Here is a 14286-nt window from a genome sequence, read left to right on the forward strand (position 1 = left end):
GAAATTAAATGACTTTAAGTATATCTATCTATATACACTTGGAGGAAAATTATTTTCTTAAATTGTGAAAAAATTATAATTATGCCTGTTAACCTAGATGCACTTTTAAGATATCACACCATAAATTATTGTCTACAACAAAGAGGTAAAAAATGGACATGGGAAGAGTTGGCAAATGCTTGTGCAGAATATGCTGATGAGGTGGCCTATCGTACTACTCGAAATATACCTTCTAAACGAACCATTCAGAATGACATTAAGGTAATGCGTTCAAATGATTTAGGATATAATGCACCAATTAAAAATGAAAATGGGCGGTATTATTATGAAGATATTCATTATTCCATTAAAAATACAACTATAAATCATGCTGATTTGAGTGCAATAGCAACAGCAGCAAAAGTGTTAGGCCAATATAAAGGGTTTAATTTCTTCGATGATTTAAATAATATATTTTCAAAATTTGAAAGTCGCCTTCAGATAAAAATAATTAACGATTTTGATGCTTCAATTCAATTTGAGAAAGATGAAGAGGTTAAGGGCACTCAATATTTAAAATTATTGCTTAACGCTATACAGGATAAAACTGTATTAAAAATCGACTATAAAAAATTTAACGACAGTTATTGTAAACCTCATGTTGTTCACCCTTATTTGTTAAAGGAATATGACGGGAGGTGGTATTTATTGGGATGGCATCAGGAGGGACAATACATTGTAACCTTAGCTTTAGACAGAATGGAAAATATTGAAATGATAACAGAAGTGGAATATTGTAGTCAATCTTTTAATGCTGAACAATATTTCTTCAACACACTAGGCGTAACTTTTAATGGGGAGGCACCACAACAAATAATATTAAAAGTAGAAAAAGAATACGCTCCCTATCTACTCACTAAACCCATGCACAGAAGTCAGATACTTATTAAAAATGAGGATGATGGCTGTATATTTGAGTATAATTTAGTTATAAATCAGGAACTCGAAAATTGGATTTTGGCTCATTGTAACCACATTTCAATAATTCAACCCTTACAACTTAAGCAAGCTATATTTTCGAAAATTCAGAAAGCGGCAAATAATTTTTCTTAATGCAAATACACTGCATTGTAGTCGTTTAGATTGGTGATAAATTAAAATTATAACCATGAAAAGAGAACATCTTGCCCATTTCAGTATAGCTGGATTTACGTATTATGATGGCGTAATTTGCTTTAACGACTTAAAAATTGGTACTTTATTAAATTTGGTGTTGGAGGAAAATAACCCTTTTGATGCCCGTGCTGTCGCCATTTATTACAATTCGTATAAACTTGGATTTATTCCACGAACCGAAAATAGAATATTCTATAAACTATTAAAAGTTGGGTTTAGTGGGTTTGAAGCTCGAATTCAGTATTTAGATTGTAGCGAACATGCGGAGGGACAAATTGGGGTTGTGGTACACTTAATACAAATGGCCGATGAAAAGTAATCAAGAAATTTATAAAGCTCATTTAGAGGCAGCCCCTTTAATTTTGCGGGAAACCGTAGAGCAATTAGAATTAATCATCCTAAATTTATCGATGAGCGGAGAATATGGGGATTTGAACGATCTATTTGATGAAAATGAAACGGTTGTTTTTGGGGATGATTTTAGAAATGTTACCGACTATAATGTTCGGTTGTTATACAGCATCACTGATTTTATTAATTCAAAAAACGCCGAACTTATGAATGTGAATTCAATGGGAGGTCAAGATGATTTACCTTTTTAAATAAAAAATATGGAGCCACAAAAGTTTGTTGTGTACCGATTAAATCCAAATGAACAGGAATTAAATGGAGAAGTTTCTTTTGAAAGGAATGTTGATGGTAGGATTTTCTACGGAGTGTTAGATCTTAAAGATCACGCAGCGATTTTGAAAGATGAAAATGGAGAGATTAAAGGCGTGTTTTCGTTGCATCATTTTTATTTAATTAATGTTTAAGATTATGAAAAATAAAATTTTAGAAAGACCATCGGTCGATAGTGTAAACGAATTTTTAAGTTAATTTTGAATTCTCTAAATAAAAAAAATGCCAAAACCACTCAAAATATTACAAGCATCGGCAGGCTCAGGTAAAACGTTTAGTTTGGCCGCTCATTATCTCACTCTTCTATTCAGTGGAGAGAATAAATACAGAGAAATACTGGCAGTAACCTTTACCAATAAGGCTACAGAGGAAATGAAAACCAGAATTCTTGAGGTTTTAAAGGGTTTCGCTATGGGAGATGCTTCTAAGGAAATAGAAGATTATAGATTAATTGTATTGGCCGCGCATCCTCAGCTAAATGCAGAGTTATTGAAAGCAAAAGCGGATAAAGTTTATAGAAAAATTTTGCACGATTACAGCCGTTTCTCTGTAAGTACAATTGATGGATTTGTACAAAAAGTAATAAGAGGTTTTGCTTTTGAACTGGGTTTAAATGCAGATTATAGTCTGGAAATGAATTATGATAAGGTGAAGGATGAACTGGTTCAAAAGCTTGACGATAGCCTAAATCATAATCAACAACTATTACAATGGATAATTGATTTAGCGTTAGAGCGTATTGGTGAAAATAAAAGTTGGAATTATAGAAAGGAGCTAATAAATCTAATAGGGGAAGTATTTAAAGACAGTTACGAAATTTTTGAGTATTCCCTAAATAAGGTTGGACAGGAAAATATTGATGAACTTTTTAAAAATTATATCAATATCACCAAGGAGGAAATCAATAATTTCGAAAAAGAACTTGAATTAAGAACGAATGCGGCAGTTGAAATTTTTGAAAGGCATAATCTAGATAAAACGCATTTTGTAAAACAGTCCCAAAATTGGCTATTTAAATTATCCGTATTATCTAAAGTAAAAGAAGATAAATATCAAGAAAGAATTGAAAAAATATTTGATTTAATTGATAATATAGAAGCTTGGTTTAAACCACAGAAGGAAGACTTTTCTCTTTTCGAAGAACTAAATTCAGCATTAAAAGGAATAAAGCAATTTAGAGAAGAAAACCTTTCTAAATATAGCTTGGCAATTGCCTTCAACAAGAATCTTTATTTCTTACGCTTAATGCAGGAAGTAGCTGTTTTATTAAGTGATTACAGAAGTGAAAACGATAATCTTTTAATCAGCGATGCTCAGAAATTAATTACCGGAATTACAGATGATGCTGCCGACAACCCTTCGTTTATTTGGGAAAAGGTTGGAAATAAATATAGAAATTTTTTATTTGATGAATTTCAAGATACCTCCGTTAACCAATGGAAAAGTTTTAAATCTATTTTATCTAACGCTATTGCCACTCCTAGTCAGCAACATATAGACAATTTAATTGTTGGAGACACAAAACAATCAATTTATAGGTGGCGAAATGGCGATTGGAATATCCTACATCAGCAAGCTAAGACGGAGATTGGGCCAGTAAATGTGATTGATGATAATTTAGAAGAGAATTATCGTAGTACAGAAAACATTATCACTTTCAATAATTTTTTATATCAGTCTTTGCCGCCACTATTACAAGATATCCTAAATACGCATATTACTTCAAAATCTGACGAGCTAAAATTATGGTGGGAAGCAAATAACTATAATAATATAGTAACATCAGTTTATGAAAATGCTAAACAAAATTATTCTCCGTTTACTAAACCTGGCGGTACAATTAAAATAAAGCGTTTTGGAAAAGAAGATGTAGAAGGAGAAATTGAAAAATTTACAGAAACCAATTATAGAGAAATAGCACTTAAAGATGTTATAAGTGAGATAAAAATATTAAAAGAAGAGAAAAATTATTTGGCTAAAGATATCGCCATTTTGGTGCGTTCAAATTTTGAAGCCGCCCTTTGCGTTAATGGTTTAATGGAGCACAATATTCCAGTGCTTTCCGGAGAAGCTTTAATGATATCAGGAAATAATGCAATTTCTTTAATTATTAATACTTTAAAGGTTTTGGTAGGGATTGACACCCAAACTACGCTTTACAAGGCCAACTGTATAGCACTTTATCATCGTTTGCATGGAAGAGAATTATCGCCAACAGCATATCTTTCACTAAATGGTAAATCGCTTTCTAGCTTATCAGCGCTTCTTCCTAATTCGCTTTGTGAGCATTGGCAGGATTGGATACAATTGCCATTAGCAGAATTAGTAGAGAATATTATTAAAGCATACGAAATAAGTAGCTTAAAACAACATATCCCTTATCTTTTAGCATTCAGAGATTTGGTTAGTCAAGCTACCAAAATGGGCGAAAAGGGGATGGTTAGTTTCTTAACCTGGTGGGATGAAGAAGGCGTTAATAAGTCGCTTCCTTCTCCTGATGAAGCAGATGCAGTTCAAATAATTACCATTCATAAATCTAAAGGATTAGCATTCAGAGCCGTCTTAGTGCCGTTTTGTAATTGGGAGTTAAAAACTAAAGCGAATTCTATTTTCTGGGTTTCTGCCGCGGATACTGTTTATGAAGCATTGGGTGGAATTCCTTTAAAATTTGCTGAAGAATTGAGCGACTCTACTGTAGCAAAAGCTTTTTATAAAGAATTATTAGATAGTGCTTTAGATTCCCTAAACATGCTTTATGTGGCAACTACCCGTTCCAAAGATTATTTATATATGTCGGTCATGAAGAAATCGGACACTTCCCAAATTAGCACTGTTGGTGATGCTTTAGCTCATGTTATTAGTTCGGTTGACGCTGGTGATGCTAATTTTAACGATACAAATCAATACGAAATTATTGAAGATGTAATAGAGAATACTTCTATTAAAAGTTCTGGCGGATTACAATTGGAGTCCTATCCAACTACCAACCGTTTATCTGCTCTTTACCTTCCGTCGCAGGAAAAAAACTTACAACATGTTTTAAATATTGAACAATCGGGAAGAATTGGCTCTATAAAACATGAAGTGTTGGCCAATGCACATACAGAACAAGAGGTTAGCGATTGTTTAAATGAAATGTTATTAAATGGAGTAATTGCTTTGGATGAGTTAGAGGGGCTAAAAGCTGAAGTTATGGAAGTGCTTAATCATCCGGACTTGAAAAAACTTTTGGCTCAATCTACTAAAGATATTATTGAGAAAAATATTATTGATGAAACAGGTAAATTACATAGGCCAGATAGGATTGTAATTCATGAAAAGGGAGTTACTATACTGGATTATAAATTTACGCTGGAGCAAACGGACCAGCATATTGAGCAAATACTTACTTATAAAAATTTATTGCAACAGATGGGCTTTGAACAAGTAAATGGTTACCTATTTTATGCGGCAACCCAGGAGTTGAAGGAAGTAACTTCTAATTTTTAACCTCATTTTAATTATAGAACTAAATGACCCCATTTTTAAAAGAAGTTGCCCAGGATTTAGTAACCAAGTTTGGTGATGATTTGCAACATTGCGCTATAGTATTTAATAACAATAGACCTGCTACCTACTTACGTAAATATTTATCTGAAATAATAAAAAAGCCATTTTTTAGCCCGTCTATTTTTACTATTCAGCAGTTTTTTGCGGGTAGCGTAAAGGAGAAATCTGCCGATTTTTATCTTCAGTTTTTTACTTTGTTAAAAGTATACAATGAGTTGTTAACCGAAGAAGGAATGCCTATGCTAAAAAGTAGTCAGTTTTTTCCGCTTGCAAAAATTATGTTAAGTGATTTTGCTCAAATAGATAATGATTTGGTAGATGCTGACATACTGTATAGAGAGCTGGAAGATGTAGCTAAAATTAATTTGGAGTTCGATTATCTAAGTAAGGAACAATACGAGTTTTTAGCACAATTTTGGCAGTCATATAGCGAGGGAAAGCATAAAAAACAACAAGAACTATTTATAAAAATGTGGCGAAGAATGCCTAAGCTTTACAATCGTTTTCATGAAGAATTAAAAGCCCAAAATTATATTACCAACGGAAAAGTTTATCGCCAGTTGGCACAGTCAGATTTAAGTGAGTTGGTGTTTTTTAAAAACTTTGAAGAAGGTAAAATTATTTTTGTTGGTTTTAACGCACTATCTCGAGCAGAAGCAAAAGTGTTCACCAAATTACAAGAAGCAAATAAAGCCCTTTTTTATTTCGATGTTGATACATATTATTTCGATGACGAACTTCAGGAAGCAGGGTTGTTTTTGCGTAAAAACATCAATCAGTTGGGGTTAAAAAATGTGTTTGAAACGCCATCCACAAGTTTCAGTTCTGAAGAACATCACGTTAACGTTTATAAAGTACAAGGGCATAGCGCTCAAGCCAAAATTTTGAACACTATTTTGAAAGGCGATGAAGCAAAACCTCAAGAAATAGGTAATACGGCCATAATTCTAGCAGACGAAAGTTTGCTAATCCCTGCTTTACAAACAATAGAAGATGGTGTAGATCTCAATGTAACGATGGGATTTGCTTTAGCTGGATCAACAGTTTTTGGGCTGGCAGATTTATGGTTAAATTCTCAATTGGAATTAAGAGCAAAAAACTTCATTACCTACCAAACTTTAGAAGCTTTTGTTACGCATCCATTAACTGGATTAAGTGCTAAACTTAAAGCCAATATCCAAACCGCTCTATTAAAAGATAAAGTTGTAAATATTGAACTCGATCGTTTGCAAAAGCAAGGGGGCATTTTTTTGGAGTTTTATAAGAAAGTAGAGGAGCCGGAAATGTTAGTTTCGGAGCTACTTAGAATAATGAAATATTTGCTTTCTCGACTATCTGCCCAACAAATGCTTAAAAAGGTTGATGCAGATTTATTTGTAAAAACAATTGAAGAACTTAATAGATTAAATGACACGCTGAAAAACTTTGTTAAAGACGAAGAATTTCATTTTGTAGTTCAATTAATTCAAAAATCGTTGAAAGGTGTGTCGGTTCCGTTGAGTGGCGATCCACTAAAAGGAATTCAGTTGATGGGATTGTTAGAAAGTAGAAATTTAAACTTTGATCATGTTATATTTTTGGGATTTAATGAAGGGATAATTCCAAAAACAAATATTGGGAATAGCTTTATTCCAGATAATATTAGAAGGGCGTACGGATTGCCAGTATTAGAGAATTTAGATGCCATTTCTTCTTATATGGTTTATAGACTGTTACAAAGGGCAAAAAATATTAGCTTAGTTTACAACGGACTTACTGATGAAAGTAATTCAGGAGAAGTAAGTAGAATATTAAAACAATTGGAATATGAAAGCTCGTTTAGTTTTTGTAATAATTCCTTACAACTTTCTGTTACTACAGAGCGACGAGAAGAAGTAATAATAGACAAAAAAAATCCAGTAATTCAGCAAGCGTTAAATCGTTATTTAAAAGGGGAAAAACATTTATCGCCATCCGCACTTACTCTATATATTTCTAATCCTATTGATTTCTTTTTCAGGTATATAGCGGAAATAAAAGAACCAGAAGAAGTTACAGCTGTAATTGAGGCTAACCAAATTGGCTCTATTTTGCACAAAGTGATGGAGTACTTTTACAGAGATGAAATTAGAAAAGAAGTTACTGCGGAATTCATAAAACAAAAGCGTAAACAGGTAAAGGCCATGGTAGAAAGGGCTTTCAATTTTGTAATAACAAACAAAGAAGAAAGCGTTTTGGAATACTCAGGTATGCAAAAGGTTATATTGTCTATCGTTGAAGCTTATGTGAAAATAATTTTAGATAGAGATATAGAAGACGCGCCTTTTACAATTTTAAGTTTAGAGGAAAAAATTAGTGCAAAATTGGATTTCTCATTAAATGATAAAATTGAAGAGGTTTCGTTGTTTGGATATATTGATAGAATTGATGTAAGAAATGGGGTAACTAGAATTATAGATTATAAAACGGGAAGTGATAAATTAACCTTTTCGGATATTGAAAAGCTGTTTAAAACCGATGGAAAGCAAATTAACAAAGCATTAATTCAAACATTGATATATACTTATGCTTATGAAAAACAATCGGGGAAAAAGGAAGTAGAGCCTAACTTATTTGTAGTAAAAACTATGGCTGATGGGAATGTTTATTTCCGTTCTAGAAAATCTAAGCTTTCTGATGCTTATTTAGAAGAGGTAAAGCCTTTATTTCTATCCCAATTAAAAGAAAAGCTTGCCGAAATATTTAATCTGGAAGTTCCATTTAGAGCAAGTTTAGAGCCGGATAACTATAAATACTCCATTTACAGAACTTTGTTTGATAGATAAAATAGCATGAATACCTTTAATTTTGATCCCTTTCCACTGTTAGAAACGGAGCGCTTACTTCTAAGAAAGTTAGAGTATAGCGATGCATCTCAAATTATTAAGTTGAGAGGTAGCGAAGAAGCCATGGCTTATATTCCTAAACCAAGAGTGAAAACCGAGGAACAGGCAGTAGAATTTATCAAGACAATTCTGGAAGCTTTGGCAGAAGGTAAAGCTATTAATTGGGTTATTTCGCCCAAGGAAAATCCGCAACTATTGATGGGTGTGATAGGTTATTTTAATATTAATCCTGAAAGCAACAGTGCTGAGCTAGGATATATGTTAGAACCAAATTTTTGGGGTAAAGGTTATGTTCCTGAGTCAGTAAAGGAAATTGAAAATTTCGGAAAGAATATTTTGAAATTTAGTTATGTAGAGGCAATTATTGATCCTAGAAACAGTAGCTCTAGAAAGGTCTTGGAAGGAGCAAATTTTACCTTTAACAAGCGTATTAACGGAGAATTAGTTTTTGAAGGAGAAACTTTAGATTCTGAATATTATATAAAGCATTATTAGTAAAGTCAGTAAAGTCCGAAAGACAGAGTGGTTAAGCGCTTGTATTGAGTCATTTCATGAGAACATTCTTTCATGTGGACTTCCAGTCTTTCCGTCTTCCGGACTCTCATAAGTTGTTGCTAGAGTCGGGAAAGTCGGGAAAGTCCGAAAGTCCGAAAGTTTAGCAAAGTCCGAAAGACAGAGTGGTTAAGCTCTTTCATTGAATAATTTTTATGAGAGAATATCCTGTCTTCCGCACTCCTAGCCCCCCTGCTGACGGGCATTATAAAATTTCCGTTAAAAAATTGGGGTTCACGAAAGTATTCTATCAGAAAAAGCTGTTTGAGCGTAGTGCAACAAGCGAGTTCTTTTTCTGTAGAAGGCTTAACCCAATTTTTAGGTAATTTTATGAAGCCCTTGATTTTTTGTTGCTTTTTTATCAAGAAAAAAGCAAATGCCAACCGGCGGCACAGAGCCGGGGCAAGCCTTGCGCTAGCAAAGTATTGGGCAATAATTTCTTCATACAGTTGAGAGAATCAGTTAAGTTAGTAAAGTCGGGAAAGTCCGAAAGTTTAGTAAAGTCTGAAAGACAGAGTGTTTAAGCTCTTTTCTTGATCCATTTCATGAGAATATTCTTTCATGCGGACTTCCCGTCTTCCCAACTTCCGTCTTTCTGTCTCCCAGACTCCCAGACTCCCCAACTTCCCAATCTTTCCGTCTTCCATTATTCCAATACATTCTCTATATTTGCTAACTGCTATTTAGACATTATGAGAGAAATACAATTCAGAGAAGCATTGCGTGAGGCATTAAGTGAGGAAATGCGCAAAAATGAAAATGTCTTCCTTATGGGAGAAGAAGTTGCCCAATATAACGGAGCTTACAAAGTGAGTCAAGGAATGTTGGATGAATTCGGGGAAAAAAGAGTTATTGATACGCCAATTGCAGAATTAGGTTTTGCTGGTATTGGTGTAGGCGCATCTATGAACGGGTTAATTCCGGTAGTAGAATTTATGACTTTTAACTTTTCATTAGTAGCCATCGATCAGATTATTAATGCTGCGGCTAAAATGTTATCTATGAGTGGCGGACAATTCTCTTGTCCAATCGTGTTTAGAGGACCAACAGGAAATGCAGGTCAATTAGGAGCACAACACTCTCAAAATTTTGAAAACTGGTATGCAAACTGTCCAGGCTTAAAAGTTGTTGTTCCTGCAACGCCTTATGATGCAAAAGGGCTTTTAAAAGCTGCAATTAATGATCCAGATCCAGTGATTTTTATGGAATCTGAGGTTATGTATGGAGATAAAGGTCACGTTCCTCAAGAGGAATATACAATTGAGATAGGGAAAGCTAATGTTGTAAAAGAAGGAACAGATGTAACGATCGTTACTTTTGGTAAAATGTTATCTCGTGTGGTATTGCCAGCGGTTGATGAATTAGCAAAAGACGGAATTAATGCAGAGGTTGTAGATTTACGTACAGTTCGCCCTATCGATTATGCAACTATTATCAACTCTGTTAAGAAAACCAATAGATTAGTTATAGTAGAAGAAGCGTGGCCATTGGCTTCTATTTCTTCTGAAATTACATTTAATGTGCAACGTGCAGCATTTGATCATTTAGACGCGCCAATTTTACGCGTTACTTGTGAAGATGTTCCTCTTCCATATGCGCCAACTTTAATTGCGGCAAGCTTACCAAATGCTGATAAATTAATTAAAGCAGTAAAGGAAGTAATGTACATCACTAAATAATATTGATATTTTATTTAAAATTATATATCCCTCCGTATTTCCGGGGGGATTTTTTTTGATATCCACCAATTAAAATCATGTTTAACGCACATCATAAAATTGCTCAAACTTTAAAAATTTCCGACAAACAAGTTTCATCTACACTCAAATTATTGGAAGATGGTGGTACAATTCCATTTATTGCTCGATATAGAAAGGAAATGACAGGAGGGTTAGATGAGGTTCAAATTGCAGGAATTAGAGATTTGTATCAGCAAATAATAGACTTTGATAAAAGAAAAGAAACAATTATTAAGTCGTTAACTGAATTAGGTGTTTTAGATGATAATTTAAAATTAGCTTTAGATAAAGCGGAAAATATTAATTCATTAGAAGATATTTATTTGCCTTACAAGCCTAAGCGAAAAACTAGGGCATCTATTGCGAAAGAAAAAGGATTAGAGCCGTTGGCTTTATTAATTTTAGAACAAAAACAAGGGGAGGTTGATGCTGTAGCGGCTACTTTTATTGATGAAGAGAAAGGTGTAAAATCTATAGAAGATGCCTTAAGTGGAGCCCAGGATATAATTTCTGAAATTATTAATGAGCATGCTCCTTCGAGGGAATTGTTGAGAAAGCTGTATATGACGGAAGGTCAATATGTTTCTTCTGTTCTTAAAGATAAAGAAGCAGAGGGAATAAAATATAAAGATTATTTCCAATGGACAGAACGTATAAATGCCGCACCTTCTCATAGGGTGTTGGCAATGCGTAGAGGTGAAAATGAAGGGATATTACGACTTAACCTTCAAATTCCAGAAGAAAAAGCAATTTCTATTTTAGAAAGAGCGTTTATTACAGCAAATAATTCTAAATCGGCAATTGTAAAAAAAGCTATTGAAGATGGATTTAAACGACTTTTAAAGCCAGCCATAGAAACAGAAATTAGAAACATTAGCAAGATAAGCGCAGATATAGAAGCTATAAAAGTGTTTTCTGAAAATGCTAAGCAACTTTTACTTGAAGCTCCACTAGGAGAGAAAAGAGTAATGGCTATTGACCCAGGGTTTAGAACTGGATGTAAAGTAGTTTGTTTAAATGAGCAAGGTAGATTATTAGATTATATTGCCATTTTTCCGCACACAGGTGAATCTGGATTAATTAGAGCCAAGGCTGATATATTGGGATTGGTTCAGAAATATAAAATTGAAGCGATTGCAATTGGGAATGGTACAGCAGGTAGAGAAACAGAAATTTTTATTAAAGGTCTAAATCTCGAGGGAGTTTTAATCGTGATGGTAAATGAGAGTGGCGCTTCTATTTATTCAGCTTCTGCAGTTGCGAGAGAAGAATTTCCCGATCATGATGTTACAGTTAGGGGTGCGGTTTCTATTGGAAGGCGATTGATGGATCCTCTTGCAGAATTGGTTAAAATCGACCCCAAATCTATCGGCGTAGGTCAATATCAGCATGATGTAGATCAACAGAAGTTACAACAGAGTTTGGATGATACAGTAATGAGTTGTGTAAACTCAGTAGGAGTAGAGTTAAATACAGCCTCAAAACAAGTTTTAGCCTATGTAGCTGGCTTAGGTCCATCTCTAGCACAGAACATTATCAATTATAGAAATAAAAATGGGGCATTTAAGAATCGCGAAAGCTTAAAAAATGTTCCAAGATTAGGTGATAAAGCATTTGAGCAGGCGGCTGGATTTTTAAGAATAAGAAATGCAGAAAATGTTTTGGATACTAGTGGCGTTCATCCAGAACGATATTCTTTAGTTCAATCTATATGTAAAGATGTTGGTGCTACGGTTAAAGATCTTATGACTTCGAAGGAACTAAGAGATAAAATTGATTTGAAAAAGTACGTTTCTAATGAAATTGGAATGCCAACGTTGAAAGATATTATGGACGAATTGGCAAAACCAGGACGCGATCCAAGGGCACAATTTGAAGCATTTGAGTTCGCAGAGGGCGTAAATTCTATTTCAGATTTAAAAATAGGCATGAAATTGCCGGGAAGAATTACAAATATTACTGCTTTTGGTGCATTCGCTGATATAGGAGTACATCAAGATGGGCTAATTCATACAAGTCAGCTTTCCAATAAATTTGTTTCAAATCCAAATGAGGTTGTAAAAGTAAATCAAGTAGTAGAAGTTACGGTACTTGAAGTAGATATACAAAGGAAGCGGATTTCTTTAACAATGAAAACCGAAGGGAACACAAATAATAAACCTAATAATATAAAACCGAAGGATAATACTTCAAAAAATATCCCGAAATTTAAGGCAAGGTTGCCGAAAAGTGAACCTAAAAATGCGGATGGCGACTTACAAGAAAAATTAGCACAACTTAAGGATTTGTTTAAAAAATAACTGTTATGCGTAAACTCAGCTTTTTAAATCAACGCGTTCTAATAACTGGTGGCGCATCAGGGATTGGCAAAATTATGGTAAGAAAAGCGCTTGAGAAGGGAGCTAGTCATGTTGTAATTTGGGATTTAAATGAGGAGGGCATGCAGGAAGTAAAAGCTGAGTTTAATAAGTTTGAAGGAACGATCCATACTTATAAAGTAGATCTTTCTCAGTCAGATGAAATTCAGCGTGCAGGAGAAGCCACAAATGCACTATTAAATGGAATTGATATTTTAATAAATAATGCAGGAATTGTAGTTGGGAAATACTTTCATGAGCATAGTTCGATGGAGATAACCAAGACTATGGAAATAAATACTTTGGCATTAATGCGTGTTGCCAATTGTTTTCTTCCTAAAATGATTGAACAAAATCACGGCGCAATCTGTAATATCGCTTCACAGGCGGGCTTAATTGCGAACCCCAAAATGTCTGTTTATTGTGCAAGTAAATGGGCGGTAATTGGATGGTCAGATAGTCTTAGATTAGAACTATTGCAATTAAAAAAAGAAATTTCTGTTACCACATTTATGCCTTATTATATAAATACAGGCATGTTTGATGGTGTAAAATCATCTATAATTCCAATTTTAGATCCTGAAAAGGCTACTGAAAAAATAATTTCAAGCTTAGAAAATAGGAAATCTTTAGTGGCTATTCCATTGCCTTATTGGTTTGTTAGATTATTTCAAGGAATGCTTCCAATAAGGGTATTTGATTGGGTAATGAATAAAGTATTCGGTATTTATAATTCGATGGATAATTTTAAGGGAAGAGCAAAATAGGATGATTAGCTTAATTCTATTTGTCTTTTGATGCTTTCTTCCAAAGAAATTAAAGTTTCTGTTCTTTGTATCCCTTCTACAGCCTGTATTTCTTCATTTAATACATGTCTTAAATGATTGGTGTCTCTACAAATAATTTTAGCAAACATACTATATGTCCCTGTGGTATAGTGTAGCTCTACCACTTCTTTAATTTTAGAAAGTTGAGCAACTGCATCTTTATATTGAATACCTTTTTCTAAGAATATTCCCAAAAATGCACAGATATCGTATCCTACTTTTTGTGGATGAATAACTAAATGTGTGCCTTCTATTATACCCATTTCTTGCATTTTTTTCATGCGGACATGTATGGTTCCACCAGAAACGATTAAATCTTTTGCTATTTCTGAGTAAGGTTTGGTGCCATCCACCATTAATTGTTTTAATATGTCAATATCTAAATTATCAATTTCAAAATTTTGGGCTTCTTTTTTAATCATGATTTTAAGATTTTATAAAGTTTTGTAAAAATAATTATTAAATTTATAATAATTATATAAAATGAATAAATAATTTGTAAATAATTAGCAATCTATTTACCTTTGTACTATAAGGTTAATGAAAAGGTTAGCATTGACCG

At 33.6% G+C, this 14286-nt stretch carries 11 protein-coding genes; 10 read left to right on the forward strand and 1 reads right to left on the reverse strand.

Going from position 1 to position 14286, the window contains the following annotated elements:
* The first annotated feature begins 81 nt into the window (after positions 1 to 81).
* The 10 genes from VRU49_RS03895 (at position 82) to VRU49_RS03940 (ending at position 13664) form a co-directional block, all read left to right on the forward strand.
* Positions 82 to 1092 (forward strand): helix-turn-helix transcriptional regulator, encoded by a 1011-nt coding sequence (locus tag VRU49_RS03895; RefSeq protein ID WP_330145472.1) that lies wholly within the window; start codon positions 82 to 84, stop codon positions 1090 to 1092.
* Positions 1093 to 1147: 55 nt separating this feature from the next.
* Positions 1148 to 1474: an HIRAN domain-containing protein gene (locus tag VRU49_RS03900; protein WP_330145473.1), complete on the forward strand. Its 327-nt coding sequence runs from the start codon at positions 1148 to 1150 to the stop codon at positions 1472 to 1474.
* Positions 1464 to 1757 carry a hypothetical protein gene (locus tag VRU49_RS03905; protein ID WP_330145474.1) on the forward strand — a complete coding sequence of 98 codons (294 nt, stop codon included), beginning with the start codon at positions 1464 to 1466 and terminating at the stop codon, positions 1755 to 1757. The genes VRU49_RS03900 and VRU49_RS03905 overlap by 11 nt, the downstream gene beginning before the upstream one ends.
* Before the next feature lie 9 nt (positions 1758 to 1766).
* Positions 1767 to 1970 carry a hypothetical protein gene (locus VRU49_RS03910; RefSeq protein WP_330145475.1) on the forward strand — a complete coding sequence of 68 codons (204 nt, stop codon included), beginning with the start codon at positions 1767 to 1769 and terminating at the stop codon, positions 1968 to 1970.
* 88 nt (positions 1971 to 2058) lie between these two features.
* Positions 2059 to 5325, forward strand: coding sequence for a UvrD-helicase domain-containing protein (locus VRU49_RS03915; RefSeq protein WP_330145476.1), 3267 nt, complete (start codon positions 2059 to 2061; stop codon positions 5323 to 5325).
* Between the two features lie 23 nt (positions 5326 to 5348).
* Complete coding sequence (locus tag VRU49_RS03920) at positions 5349 to 8189, forward strand: PD-(D/E)XK nuclease family protein (protein WP_330145477.1); 2841 nt, start codon at positions 5349 to 5351, stop codon at positions 8187 to 8189.
* Between the two features lie 6 nt (positions 8190 to 8195).
* Positions 8196 to 8744 (forward strand): GNAT family N-acetyltransferase, encoded by a 549-nt coding sequence (locus tag VRU49_RS03925; protein ID WP_330145478.1) that lies wholly within the window; start codon positions 8196 to 8198, stop codon positions 8742 to 8744.
* A gap of 749 nt (positions 8745 to 9493) precedes the next feature.
* A complete protein-coding gene (locus tag VRU49_RS03930; protein ID WP_330145479.1) occupies positions 9494 to 10480 on the forward strand; it encodes a pyruvate dehydrogenase complex E1 component subunit beta in 987 nt (328 codons plus the stop codon).
* Between the two features lie 77 nt (positions 10481 to 10557).
* Positions 10558 to 12840 carry a Tex family protein gene (locus tag VRU49_RS03935; RefSeq protein WP_330145480.1) on the forward strand — a complete coding sequence of 761 codons (2283 nt, stop codon included), beginning with the start codon at positions 10558 to 10560 and terminating at the stop codon, positions 12838 to 12840.
* A 5-nt stretch (positions 12841 to 12845) separates the two neighbouring features.
* Positions 12846 to 13664 (forward strand): SDR family oxidoreductase, encoded by an 819-nt coding sequence (locus VRU49_RS03940; RefSeq protein WP_330145481.1) that lies wholly within the window; start codon positions 12846 to 12848, stop codon positions 13662 to 13664.
* Positions 13665 to 13669: 5 nt separating this feature from the next.
* Here VRU49_RS03940 and VRU49_RS03945 read toward each other — a convergent pair whose 3' ends face one another.
* Positions 13670 to 14146 carry an Lrp/AsnC ligand binding domain-containing protein gene (locus VRU49_RS03945; RefSeq protein ID WP_330145482.1) on the reverse strand — a complete coding sequence of 159 codons (477 nt, stop codon included), beginning with the start codon at positions 14144 to 14146 and terminating at the stop codon, positions 13670 to 13672.
* Positions 14147 to 14286: the final 140 nt, after the last annotated feature.

The sequence above is a fragment of the Pedobacter flavus genome (assembly GCF_036324285.1).
GTDB classification, from domain to species: Bacteria; Bacteroidota; Bacteroidia; order Sphingobacteriales; family Sphingobacteriaceae; genus Pedobacter; species Pedobacter flavus.

Coding starts and splice junctions, on each gene's coding strand:
- VRU49_RS03940 (WP_330145481.1), top strand. CDS start 12,846: ATGCGTAAACTCAGCTTTTTAAATCAACGCGTTCTAATAACTGGTGGC.
- VRU49_RS03900 (WP_330145473.1), top strand. CDS start 1,148: ATGAAAAGAGAACATCTTGCCCATTTCAGTATAGCTGGATTTACGTAT.
- VRU49_RS03895 (WP_330145472.1), top strand. CDS start 82: ATGCCTGTTAACCTAGATGCACTTTTAAGATATCACACCATAAATTAT.
- VRU49_RS03915 (WP_330145476.1), top strand. CDS start 2,059: ATGCCAAAACCACTCAAAATATTACAAGCATCGGCAGGCTCAGGTAAA.
- VRU49_RS03925 (WP_330145478.1), top strand. CDS start 8,196: ATGAATACCTTTAATTTTGATCCCTTTCCACTGTTAGAAACGGAGCGC.
- VRU49_RS03905 (WP_330145474.1), top strand. CDS start 1,464: ATGAAAAGTAATCAAGAAATTTATAAAGCTCATTTAGAGGCAGCCCCT.
- VRU49_RS03920 (WP_330145477.1), top strand. CDS start 5,349: ATGACCCCATTTTTAAAAGAAGTTGCCCAGGATTTAGTAACCAAGTTT.
- VRU49_RS03935 (WP_330145480.1), top strand. CDS start 10,558: ATGTTTAACGCACATCATAAAATTGCTCAAACTTTAAAAATTTCCGAC.
- VRU49_RS03930 (WP_330145479.1), top strand. CDS start 9,494: ATGAGAGAAATACAATTCAGAGAAGCATTGCGTGAGGCATTAAGTGAG.
- VRU49_RS03910 (WP_330145475.1), top strand. CDS start 1,767: ATGGAGCCACAAAAGTTTGTTGTGTACCGATTAAATCCAAATGAACAG.
- VRU49_RS03945 (WP_330145482.1), bottom strand. CDS start 14,146: ATGATTAAAAAAGAAGCCCAAAATTTTGAAATTGATAATTTAGATATT.